The 11618-nt window shown below is 54.3% G+C and carries 8 protein-coding genes; 5 read left to right on the top strand and 3 right to left on the bottom strand.

What is annotated here, in order from left to right:
- Positions 1 to 6 precede the first annotated feature (6 nt).
- Positions 7 to 1377 (bottom strand): alpha/beta hydrolase family protein, encoded by a 1371-nt coding sequence (locus HG66A1_RS22075; protein WP_145189106.1) that lies wholly within the window; start codon positions 1375 to 1377, stop codon positions 7 to 9.
- A 135-nt stretch (positions 1378 to 1512) separates the two neighbouring features.
- The gene (locus HG66A1_RS22070) at positions 1513 to 2175 is read right to left on the bottom strand and encodes a class I SAM-dependent methyltransferase (RefSeq protein ID WP_145189103.1); all 663 of its coding nucleotides are present in this window, start codon (positions 2173 to 2175) and stop codon (positions 1513 to 1515) included.
- A 318-nt stretch (positions 2176 to 2493) separates the two neighbouring features.
- Between HG66A1_RS22070 and glgC the strand changes: the two genes are divergently transcribed.
- Both glgC and HG66A1_RS22060 read left to right on the top strand, forming a co-directional pair.
- Positions 2494 to 3729 (top strand): glucose-1-phosphate adenylyltransferase, encoded by a 1236-nt coding sequence (gene glgC, locus HG66A1_RS22065; RefSeq protein WP_145189100.1) that lies wholly within the window; start codon positions 2494 to 2496, stop codon positions 3727 to 3729.
- Between the two features lie 525 nt (positions 3730 to 4254).
- Positions 4255 to 5676 (top strand): arylsulfatase, encoded by a 1422-nt coding sequence (locus HG66A1_RS22060; RefSeq protein WP_145189097.1) that lies wholly within the window; start codon positions 4255 to 4257, stop codon positions 5674 to 5676.
- A 79-nt stretch (positions 5677 to 5755) separates the two neighbouring features.
- Here the strand turns inward: HG66A1_RS22060 and HG66A1_RS22055 are convergent, their stop codons facing one another.
- Complete coding sequence (locus HG66A1_RS22055) at positions 5756 to 7645, bottom strand: DUF1598 domain-containing protein (RefSeq protein ID WP_145189095.1); 1890 nt, start codon at positions 7643 to 7645, stop codon at positions 5756 to 5758.
- A 265-nt stretch (positions 7646 to 7910) separates the two neighbouring features.
- Between HG66A1_RS22055 and mutM the strand changes: the two genes are divergently transcribed.
- The 3 genes from mutM to rlmB all read left to right on the top strand — a co-directional run bounded on the left by mutM (position 7911) and on the right by rlmB (position 11479).
- Positions 7911 to 8762, top strand: a complete 852-nt coding sequence (gene mutM / locus HG66A1_RS22050) for a bifunctional DNA-formamidopyrimidine glycosylase/DNA-(apurinic or apyrimidinic site) lyase (protein WP_145189092.1) — start codon at positions 7911 to 7913, stop codon at positions 8760 to 8762.
- 140 nt (positions 8763 to 8902) lie between these two features.
- Positions 8903 to 10627, top strand: coding sequence for an ATP-binding protein (locus HG66A1_RS22045; RefSeq protein WP_145189089.1), 1725 nt, complete (start codon positions 8903 to 8905; stop codon positions 10625 to 10627).
- 90 nt (positions 10628 to 10717) lie between these two features.
- Entirely contained in the window at positions 10718 to 11479 is a 762-nt protein-coding gene (rlmB, locus tag HG66A1_RS22040; RefSeq protein ID WP_145189086.1) for a 23S rRNA (guanosine(2251)-2'-O)-methyltransferase RlmB, read from the top strand.
- The last annotated feature ends 139 nt before the right edge of the window (positions 11480 to 11618 follow it).

Raw genomic sequence — 11618 nt, 5'->3', positions numbered from 1 at the left:
ACGGAACTACCTGGATTTCAGCCCAGCCGTGTTGACGGAAATCACTTCATACTGATGCGCCTTCCCTGGCTCAGCGGCTTTATCCACGAACTGAAACTTCAGCAGCGGCAGCACGGGAGTATCACCGTAGCTCATGTTCTGAAACAGCGGGCGTCCGAAGCGATTCGTCGGTTTTTCAGGAACCTGACCGATGGTCTTTCCATCGCGTTGAACCAGGAATTTTTGCAGACCGCTTTCAAAATCCGTACCCGCGTTCCAGGTGATAGTACCGGTCTTCGAGTCGACTTTGACGTTGGTCGGTGCCGGCGGGGGTGTCTGATCTCCAACAGCACCGGTTTTCACAAAGTCGAGCCAGGCCAGCGCGACGGTTTGATTGGGCAACCAGACCGCAGTTGCTTTATCAACGGTATATTGATCAAAGGGAACCGGCGTCTCTTCGCTGTTCAATGGTGCCAGCCAGCCCTGTTCTACATTCACTTTTTTCAACGGCGATCCCACCTGATCCGGAAGCCGCAGCTTAAGACAGGCGTCGAAGAAGGGGATTGCCAGGTAGCGTGAATCCCCGGTTTCGTGTCCCGTCTGGGGATCCGGGGCAAAACCGATCGGAGCCCCTTTAGCACGATAGGCTTTGAACATCGCCAGACTACCATCCCAGGCGCGACGGAATCGTTCGTGTCCTTTCTCTTTGAAACCCGGATTGGCCATCATTGGAATCTGCATCGCTGCCTCGGGAATCGTCGGAGCCTCAATCTCACCTTTCGTCCAGTAACCAAAGGCAGTACCAGACTGGAACCAGATCGCGACAATTCGTTCGGGGTACTGCATCTGCATCAGGCTCGACCAGAATCCGCCCCCCGAATGCCCCCAGAGACACCAGGGAGCCGTCGCAACTTCGGGATGACCGGAGAGCTCCGCCAGCTTCTTCAGTGAGTCGGTGAAGACCTGGCTGGACCCGTTCCGCGGATCACACCACAGGCGGCAGTTCTGTGCTTGTACCTGGTGGAAGCTCGGTCCCAACAGGGCACACCCGTTGCGACGGGCCAGTTCCTGCCAGTGCAGGTCATGAGCCGCGGTGACACTCCCCTTGCAGGACCCTTCACCGCAACCATGCTGATGTACGATGATCCCGCGGACCTGCTTGAGTCCCTCGGGAATCCAGAGCGTATACGTCACGCCGATCTGCAGCTGTCCTTCTGCGGGATTTTCTGGTTGTTCGTAAGTGGTCGAATAATAGGGCGGATGGTAAGACGCCTCAACCCGCGGTAATTCCAGTGGTCCCTGTTTCTCTTCAGCTTTTTCTTCTCCAAACGCAGGGAGAACAGAGTTGATGACAAAACAGAACAGGGCAAATGCCGAAGTGTAAGCGCGTGATTTCATGTTGAGGTTCCAGTCTGCAAGGCGTGAATGTAACTTCCGGGCGGGTCGTATTGGGTTAGACTGATATCTTACGAAATACGTACCCGCCTCGCCAGCAAAAACACACTGCAGCGGGAACGGCCCGACCCCGCTCAATCAGGCTGGGGAAACGCCAACCAGTGCTGCGACCGGCATGGTCCAGATTTCAAGGTTGTTTTCAACCTTGATTTCGAAGCCGGCCTCTTTCAGAAAGCCAACAGCGTTAATCGGCTGGCAGTCCACGATGTGCGGGAAGTGCTGGTGCATCCATTTGTAGGTCTTCTCGAGGAAACTGTCTTTTTCCCCTTCTTGGGTGAGAGCCATTGAGACCACTCCCAGACGTCCTCCCGGTTTCAGGACCCGGCGGATTTCCTTCAGTACCTCCGGAATGGTTTCCAGCGGAAACAGTTCCAGGGTAAAGCTCATGCTAACCGCATCGAAGGTATTGTCATCGAAGGGCAGCGGAGGTGTATTGGCGACCGACAGTTTAACCCGCTCAGCCAGACCCGCCTCGGCCACGCGTTTTTCCGAGACTTTCTGCATGCCATCGGAAATATCTACCCCGCAGACCTGCCCACTCTCTCCCACCGCTTCGGCTAAAGCGACCAGCGAATGGCCGGTGCCGTACCCGATTTCGAGTACTGTCTCTCCCTCAGAAACAGCCAGGGCTGCCAGCCCTTTTTCACGCGCCACGTGCTCGTTGGAATCGGCGAGCGCGTCATAAGAATGGCTGATGCGATCGTAGAAGGACTTGGTGAGTTTTTCGTCAGTGGTGCTCATGGATGCATTCTCCGCAATCTGGAAGGTGAGAGTCGAACACGCGAAATTATAAATCGATCGATTCCGGGAGAGAAGCCGCAAGCGTGAAATCTGTCTGAAGTTCATTAAGTTACAGTTCCGAAATGTCAGACGCGTCAACTTGACACTCTGACAATGCGAAACTTCCTGAAGAAAATTGAACTTCTGCAAAACAGAGTTTTTTAGAATTCCTTTCGTGCGCAGAGGATGATACAACATAGGCTGAGTCATCATCAGAATCATTTTAATGGAGCGAGGGAGCCTTCGTTTACCCTTGTTCCATATTCAGGAGGAATAGCTATGCGGAATGTCCTGGCATTGATACTGGCAGGAGGCAAGGGATCGCGCCTTGAGCCTCTCACCCGGGATCGGGCAAAACCTGCGGTACCGTTTGGAGGCGGTTACCGGATTATCGATTTTACCCTTTCCAACTGTATCAACAGTGGACTGCGGCGGGTTCTGATTCTGACCCAGTACAAGGCTGCCAGTCTCGACCGTCATATCAACCTGGGCTGGCGGTTCCTCTGCCGGGAGTTGAATGAGTTCATCGATGTCCTGCCTCCCCAGCAGCGAATTGACGAACAGTGGTACCAGGGAACCGCTGACGCCGTCTATCAGAATATCTATACCATCGAACGCGCCCGTTCCGATTACATTCTGATTCTCTCCGGCGATCACATTTATAAGATGGATTACTCAAAACTGATCAACGACCACCGCGAATCAGGGGCCGAAGTCACCATCGGGTGTATTCCCGTGGACCGCACCGAAGCGACCCAGTTCGGCGTCATGGGAGTCGATGATGACATGCGGGTCGTCAAGTTCGAAGAAAAACCCGCTTCCCCCGCCCCGATGCCGACGCACCCGGATAAGAGTCTGGCTTCGATGGGGATTTATGTCTTCAACACCAATTTCCTCTTTGAACGCCTCTGCTACGATGCCACCCAGCTCGACAGCGCGCACGATTTTGGTAAGAACATCATTCCCTCGATCATTGATGACCACCTGATCCGTGCCTATCCCTTTCAGGATAAAAACACCGGCGACGGCTATTACTGGCGGGACGTGGGAACCATCGACGCTTACTACGAAGCCAATATGGACCTGATCTCCGTGCATCCGCAGCTGAACCTCTACGATAATACCTGGCCGATTCGCTCGTACCAGGCACCCGATCCACCACCGAAGTTCGTCTTCGCCCAGAGCGAAGGTTCCAAGCCCCGCGTCGGGCAGGCGGTCGACAGTATGGTCTGTCCGGGGTCGATCATTTCCGGTGGCCGCGTGAGCCAGTCCATCATTTCCTCGAATGTCCGCGTCAACAGCTGGGCCGAGGTCGATAATTCGATTCTGTTCTCCGGCGTGAACGTCGGGCGACATGCCAAGATCCGGAATGCGATCATCGATAAAGGGGTTTCGATCCCCAAAGGCTGCGAGATCGGCTATGACCTGGAGCAGGATAAAAAACGGGGCTTTACCGTTTCTGAATCCGGGATCGTCGTGATCGGCAAGATGGATGGTTTCCCCGAAGAGGGTTGAAACTCTTCCAGAGAGAACGCAAAAAACAAAAGGCCCGTCTCGTGAGATCCTCAACGAGACGGGCCTTTGCGCATAAAAATTCCCGGAAGCAGTAGCCCAGGGGGGGAAGGACATGCACCACTTCCGGGAGGCGATTGTTCGCCTTAAATTTTCATCCTGTTATTCACGGTCTGGCAGGTATCAGTCTGGAGTGACTTCAAAAAAGATCGATGCCTCAGCGTCCGTGCCTCGGGCATTCGATCTTTCCGTTGAGTGAATGAAATCACTCAACGAACACCGGTATTTGCTTGAAGGTTGAAACAGAGAATGATAACTGTCATTCTGAGGTGTGATAGTAACAGGAATTGTCTTCTCGAAATTGATTTCATTAACTTGAACGTTAATGGTGCGGGGAGAATAGAAGGTACCCTCGAATCGGTCAAGACCAATTCAAAGCGTTTTTTCAATTTGAGATTTCAAAACATTTAACGCATGTAAATCTTTCAAAAACAAACCAAATCCACACATTCGAAAGGGAATGGCATAATGCTTCGACGTTGTTTTGTACTGCTGACAGTTTTGAGCTGTCTGAATCTGTTTCTGACCACGGTCACCCGCGCCGCTGATCAGCAGAAACCGAATATCATTTTCATCATGGCAGACGATCTGGGGTATGCGGAAGTCGGCTGTTACGGCCAGACGAAAATCAAAACGCCGCACATTGATCAGCTGGCAGCAGACGGTATGAAGTTCACCCAGGCTTATGCCGGCTGCATGGTTTGCCAGCCTTCACGGAGCGTATTGATGACGGGGCAGCACACCGGGCATACCGCCGTGCGTGCCAATGATCTGAATCAGCTGCTCTACGAAGAAGACAAGACCGTTGCTGAAGTATTGAAGTCCGCCGGCTACGCCACGGGCTGTTTCGGGAAATGGGGATTGGGTTACGAAGGCACGCCGGGACGCCCGAATCAGAAAGGCTTCGACCAGTTTACCGGTCAGCTCCTGCAGGTGCATGCCCATTTCTACTATCCCTTCTGGATCTGGCGGAATGAAGAAAAGGTCATGCTGCCGGAAAACGAAAATAATCAGCGGGGGACCTACATCCAGGATCTGATTCACGCAGACGCTAAAAGTTTTATCCGCCAGAACAGCAAACAGCCCTTTTTTGCGTACCTGTCGTACATCCTGCCCCACGTGGAACTGGTGGTGCCGGAAGAATCAGAACGTCCCTACCGGGGAAAATTCCCCAAACGGGAGATTAAAGATCCGCGTCCGGGTTACATTGGTTCCGAAGATGGCCTCACGACCTTTGCCGGAATGGTTTCACGCCTTGATGCACATGTCGGGGAAGTAGTGAAACTGCTCGAAGAGCTGGGTATCCGTGACAACACACTGATTATCTTTACTTCCGACAATGGTGGGCAGGGGGGCAACTGGAAAGAGATGACCGATTTCTTTGACGGCAATGCACCCCTCAAAGGCCATAAGGGAACCATGTACGAAGGCGGCCTGCGGGTGCCCTTCATCGCCAGCTGGCCTGGCAAGATTGCTCCCGGCACCACATCTGATTTACAGATCGCCTTCTGGGATATGCTGCCCACCTTCGCTGATGTGGCTCATGCAAAGGTACCCGCCGGCGTTGATATCGACGGCATTTCGATTCTGCCGACGTTGCTCGGGAAGGGAACTCAGAAAAAACATGATTACCTTTACTGGGAATACACCAAAGGTACGATTCGTTCCCGGGCACTGCGGATGGGAGACTGGAAGGCCGTTCAAAATCGGATGAATCGTCCAATTGAACTCTACAATCTGAAACAGGATGTCGGTGAGACGAAGGACCTCGCCAGTCAGAATCCGGAACAGGTCAAACAGATGACCGAAGCCATGCAGCAGGCCCACACGGAACCACGCGACTTTCCGCAGACTCTCAAGCCGGTTGGCATCAAGGGCTACGTGAAATAAGCGAGAGCCCACTCCAATAAAAAAACGCGGCCCTGTTGGGGACCGCGTTTTTTTTATCTCTGTTTTTGATGAACTGATCTCAGTTAGCCAGATCCCACCACCAGCGACCGACGGGCAGAGCCGGGGCCTGTGATTTGGTGGAGACGGCTCCCACTTCGGGAGAGACCTTCAGGTTGTTCTGGTTCTTAACGACCGATGCCGTATCGACGCGAACACCGCCGGCTACCTGAACCACAACGTCTTTGCCGTTGTAGACCCGGTGATTGACGACCGTTTCGACCGTGTGAGCAGGTTTGTACTCAGCGGGACGATACATGCCGTTCGCAGCGAAGGCATTCATTTCCCAGCCAGCACGGTTGGCCAGCTGCTCGTTCTGCATCAGGGCAGCGACCAGGGCCAGATCGAAAATGTTCTGCAGGTCGGCGTAAACCAGATCTTTCTGGGCCAGTTCCTGATAATGTTTTGTGAAGTTCGCCGCGAATTCGCGGTTCAGCTTTTCGGCCTGACCGGTCTGCAGACGCTGACCTTCTTTAGTCACAATCTGGTTTTCAGACTGACAGAGAACCGAAGAGCCAACCAGCTCGAAGGCGGTCCGCTGTGGGTTGTGCAGTACGGAATCGTACTTCATGGTCAGCCACCAGCGAAGTGCTTCCAGTTTCTGAGCCGACTGTGAGTTTTCTTTGGCCAGCAGATCGAAGTAGCTGGGGATATTCGCACCAGCGTCCAGTTTGCCGATCCCGATCATTTTCATCCGGTAGTCAGCTTCGATCAGAACACGGGCCACACGGGAAGTGTCAGGCACACCGTACTGGGTGATGTCCTGGACGCCCAGTTTGTCTTTCAGCTGACGGGTCCAGTTACGAACACCACCACCAGCGTGCAGAGGGCCGCGGGCGTTAGACTGAGCGACGAATTCTTTCACACGGGCCAGTCCTTCAGGACGGGGATCGAAAGAACAGCCGAAGATTTTTTCACCCTGGTCAGAGAAGGTCCGCAATACGGTAACGAGGTCATCCAGCTGCAGCACGGGGCGTCCACTTTCGACACCCACTGCCTGGCCCTGCTCGTTGTAGATCCAGGCTTCAGCCGGACCGGCGATCACGACTTCGTTCTCTTCCGGGTAAACAAAGATGTATTGAACTTTGGTCAGACCAGCGAGCATTTTCATGGTTTCGACCGGTGAACGACCTTCTTCGATTAACTGCTGTACCTGCTGTTCCAGACGTGTCAGCGAAACCAGACGCAGCTGGCTGTTCTGAGCGACATTCTGATTCAGGTTAGCCTGACGGGCTTTAATGCCCAGAGCTGCCAGCTGTCCGTTGCGTTCCTGCTGACTGATCTGATGCAGCAGTCCGTTGGGATCGACCTTAACCCCGCTGGAAAACTGACTGATTTCCCCGTCACCTTCCCCGGTGTCTGACCAGAGGCCAGAGGTCTGTGTCTGAATCAACTGAATCAGTTCGGTGAAGTCGGCCAGCTGAGAACCCCCGGCCAATGACATGGCCTGGGCTCGTTCGCTCATTGCTTGTGAGCGGGCTTCTGCCAGTGGGATCCGGTTGATCGTTCCCAGGGCGGCAACAAAGTCGCCGGAATCCATCTGGGCTTTGACAACCATCTTCAGCAGCATGGTGCGTTCATTCAGGTCAGCGACGGTCTCTGCGGTTTCAATCGCCTGACCAAATTCGCCGGCAGCCAGTTGAGCGGCGACCATTTCTTCAGGAGTGACTCGCGGAGTTTCCTGAACCGGTTCAGGAGTTTGTTCCGGCACAACCACAACTTCTTCCTGTTGTTCTTCCATGACCAGTGGGGTTTCTGCAGGAGCCTGAATTTGCTCCTCCACTTTTTCCACGGTCACTTGAGGCTGGCGGTTCACCAGATAAAACGTGACTGCCAGTACGATTGATAAACAGGCGATGGTTGCCAGGACTGAAACAACACTGGAGCCGACTCGAGGGTTTTTAGGGCGCATGGACGCTCTCCGATTGGCACTGATATTTGACGGTTCGATTTGCAGGCCGTGTGTACACGTTCTGCAAGATAGGGAATCTAAGTACTTTATGATCTAGGATCGTCCAACTTTGGCCCAACGTCAAGCGTAATCTCAAATTTCTTCTTCTTCCTGTTTCAGCTGAACGCTGACATCGAAAGAACAGTTACAGGTAGTAGAATAGAAACACTTCGTTCAAAATTGTTGACAACGCAAAACCGCTACCATTGCTATAGAAAGTATAATCGTGCCAGAGCTGCCGGAAGTGGAAACCATGGTGCGGGGCATCCGCGATGCCGTCGTAGGCGCCCGGATCCGTGAATTCGTCAAATGCCGCTGTACCTGCAAGCCCATTTCGATGAAACCAGGCCTGAAGTCGATCCAGGGCAGAGTCTTAAATCAGTCGGTGGTTTCCGTACGCAGACTGGCCAAACGCGTGATCCTGGATCTGGAGAACGAGGACTCGTTCGTCATTGAACCCCGCATGACTGGACTGATGTTACTCTCCGATCCGCCGGATCGCGAACACCTCCGTCTGGAATGGCGTCTGCAGAACGGACGCAAGCAGACATCACTCTGGTTCTGGGACCGTCGTGGACTGGGAACGGTTCAATTATTACGCAAAGCCGAACTGGAGACCGTGCTCGGCCCCGCGAAGCTCGGCCCGGATGCCCTGGCCCTGACACTCAAGGAACTTGAGCAGCGGTGTGGCCGCACCAGCCGGGCGATCAAAGTCGCCTTACTGGACCAGAAAATGGTTGCCGGTATCGGGAATCTCTATGCCAGTGAGATTCTGCATCTGAGCCGGATTCATCCCCAGCGCCCCGCCAACGAACTGAATGCAGACGAAGTCAAAGCCCTGCACCAGGCGACGCGCAAGATACTAAAGGCAGCAATCCGCTACGAAGGCTCAACACTCGGCGATGGCACTTATCGGAATGCGTTGAACAAATCGGGCGGCTACCAGAATCATCACCGCGTCTACAGCCGGGCGGGAGAACACTGTCCCACCTGCCGGGGGGCGGAGATCATTCGCATCGTGCAGGCGCAACGTTCCACTTTCTACTGTCCCTGTTGCCAGGTCGGTCACAGCCTCTGAGGATTTCTCAGATATTTCAATGAATTGGGAGTAGAATTGGCGAATCGTGCTTTTCTCTCCGCGTAATTTTGGAATAAGATCAGAGGATACTCGGGCTCGGGGCCTTGGTCTGATCCTGATTCGTTAGCAGCTGGAAGTCCATGTCGTATCGCGTTTTTAAAAAACTGCTCGGTGAAACCAATCTCGAACGGAAGTGCCGCTTCCTGTTCGGCGGGGGGCTTATGGTCCTGATTACCGCCAGTTTCTCCCTCAATACCTGGATGAACAACCAGGTACTGGATGAGCAGAACGTGACCTCCGCCCGACTGCTGGTGGCCCCCATCATTCTGGAAAAGCACTGGAAGTGGTCCGAGAACAACAAGGAATACCGCGAGCTGATCGAAAAGATCGCCCAGTCGGTTAAGTCCAAAGACCTCGGAAATTACAGCTGGTCGGTTTTCAAAGCCAACCCTTCTAACGCCGACTCCAAGGAACGCCCCATCGACAGTGCCGGCTACGAGGCGCTGGAACGCATCAAGCAGGGCGAAAACGAAATCTTCTACGCCGACGTGTCTGAGGGCAAGTTCCAGTATTACAGCGCCATTCATGCCACCGAATCCTGTGTCTCCTGTCATCGTCTGCACGATGATCCGGATCTCGAACTCGGCGGGCTGATCGGCATCGTCAATATTCGCTTCCCCTCCCAGAAGGTGGAACAGGCCCAGAACTGGAACCGGGCGATCAACGTCGCTTCAGCTTTGATCACCGCCGTCCTGGCGATGCTCGCCGCTTACGCCATCGTGCGGTATGTGATCGTCAAGCCGGTCCTGCACCTCAAGGACGTCAGCGATGAAATCGCACACGGCAATCTCGATCTGCGGGCCGACATTCGTACCGGGGATGAATTCGAAGAGCTGAGCTACGCGTTCAACCGCATGTTGCGTCACCTCGTTACGGTGCAGGAAGAACTCCGGACCGTCAACACGGACCTCGATACCAAAGTCGATGAACTCGCCCAGGTGAACCTCCGGCTTTACGAGATGAATAAACTCAAAGACGAGTTCCTGGCCACGATGAGCCACGAACTCCGCACACCGCTGAACAGTATCCTGGGCTTCAGCGATCTGCTGGCGAACTCCAAGGACCTCGGAGAAAAACAGAAACGCTACGTCGCCAACATTCAGATGTCGGGCAAAAACCTGCTCGCCCAGATCAACGATGTGCTGGACCTGGCAAAAATCGAGAGCGGCAAAATGGAACTGCAGCTTTCGGAGATTTCCATCGCGGATCTTATCGAACGTCGCGTGGGAACCATGCTGCCGCTGGCGGACAAAAAGAATATCGAACTCACTTCGGAAATCGATCCAAAGATTCCGATCCTCTTCCAGGACTCGGTCAAGATTCAGCAGATCCTGAACAACCTGCTTTCCAACGCGATCAAGTTCACGCCGGAAGGGGGACGTGTGCATGTCTCGGCGACCCTCTGTGAAGAGGACCCGGAACTGTTCGATCTGCTCGTCCGTGATAACGGCATCGGGATTCCCCTGGATGAGCAGGAATTCATCTTCGAGAAATTCCGCCAGGGGAAATCGAACTCGGAAACCCGGGATACCATGAGCCGCTCTTACGAAGGCACCGGCCTGGGACTTTCCATCATTCGCGAACTCTCCAAGCTGCTGGACGGGGAAGTCTTTCTCGAGAGTGAATTCGGTCGCGGCAGTCAGTTTACCGTGCGACTCCCCGTTCGCATGGAGGTTAATGCAGACAACCTGCTCTCTGATATCAACGACACCTCTGTCGGCATGAATCGCCTCAAATCGTCGGACCTGGCTAAATACGCGGAAAAACTGGCCGAGAACAAGCATTCTGAGTCACGCACTCCTTGAATCTGTCGATCAGAGCGCCTACCCTTTGCACATTGGTCGGGATTCGCCCCGACAGGAATCATTTTCTTTGCTGACTCAGGAATTGTGTAAGTGGCTCTGGAGCTGAAAAACCCCCATAGTGTGCTGGCTGCCTTGAAAACCCGCCCCATCGACGTGACCGAAATCCGTCTGACCGCGGGAGCCTCACAGGGAAACTGGGGAGACGTAGCCGATGAAGCCCGCAGTCACGGCATTCCCGTCGTGGTCCGCAAGGCACCACCTCAGAAGATGAAACGCCGCCAGTCGGAAGATCAGGGCCGCCGCACCGCAGGTTCCGTGGCGCTGGTCAAACCCCGCATACCCTCTTCGCTGAGCGAGTTGTTCGCAATGGACAAATCAGAGGGCGAATCTCGCGGACTTTGGCTGGCCTTGGACTGCATTCAGGATCCGCACAACATCGGCGCCATTTTTCGAACCGCAGGGTTTTTCGGCGTGCGAGGTGTGATCCTGACCAAAGACCGTTCAGCGCCCCTGAACGGCACCGTCTATGATGTCGCTTCGGGAGGCATGGAAGGGGTTCCTTTCGCCGTTGAAACCAATCTGAGTCGCGCAATCACCGAAGCCAAGGAAGCCGGCATCTGGATCATGGGGACGTCCGAACATGCGGAAGAAGACGTCGCCGCTTACAGCCAGGATCGCCCCTGGATGGTCGTCATCGGCAATGAAGAGAAGGGCCTCAGAAGGCTCACGCTCGAACAATGCGATGTCGTCTGTCGCCTCACTTCAGCGGGGCTCGTCGATTCTCTGAATGCCTCCGTCGCCGCGGGAATTATGATCGCCCGCTTTTCTCCCTTCGGGCCCGGCGTGAAATAAGTTTCCCCTTCGTTCACACCTGAAAATCCTGCAGGCTGCCACACAATCATCAAAATTGTGACGATTGTTACAACACCCTGCACAGGTAGTGGTTAAAGCGATTATTCTCGATCTCTGTCCTCTGCGGTGCTCTCCTGCG

Origin of the sequence: Gimesia chilikensis, from assembly GCF_007744075.1 — a bacterium.
GTDB classification, from domain to species: domain Bacteria; phylum Planctomycetota; class Planctomycetia; order Planctomycetales; family Planctomycetaceae; genus Gimesia; species Gimesia chilikensis_A.
The sequence above is the reverse complement of the archived record's forward strand: the minus strand, read 5'-3'. Positions and strand labels throughout refer to the sequence as shown.

Excerpts from the sequence above, each read along its gene's own strand:
- HG66A1_RS22075 (WP_145189106.1), bottom strand. The coding sequence starts at position 1,377 with ATGAAATCACGCGCTTACACTTCGGCATTTGCCCTGTTCTGTTTTGTC.
- HG66A1_RS22045 (WP_145189089.1), top strand. The coding sequence starts at position 8,903 with ATGTCGTATCGCGTTTTTAAAAAACTGCTCGGTGAAACCAATCTCGAA.
- HG66A1_RS22060 (WP_145189097.1), top strand. The coding sequence starts at position 4,255 with ATGCTTCGACGTTGTTTTGTACTGCTGACAGTTTTGAGCTGTCTGAAT.
- HG66A1_RS22055 (WP_145189095.1), bottom strand. The coding sequence starts at position 7,645 with ATGCGCCCTAAAAACCCTCGAGTCGGCTCCAGTGTTGTTTCAGTCCTG.
- glgC (WP_145189100.1), top strand. The coding sequence starts at position 2,494 with ATGCGGAATGTCCTGGCATTGATACTGGCAGGAGGCAAGGGATCGCGC.
- HG66A1_RS22070 (WP_145189103.1), bottom strand. The coding sequence starts at position 2,175 with ATGAGCACCACTGACGAAAAACTCACCAAGTCCTTCTACGATCGCATC.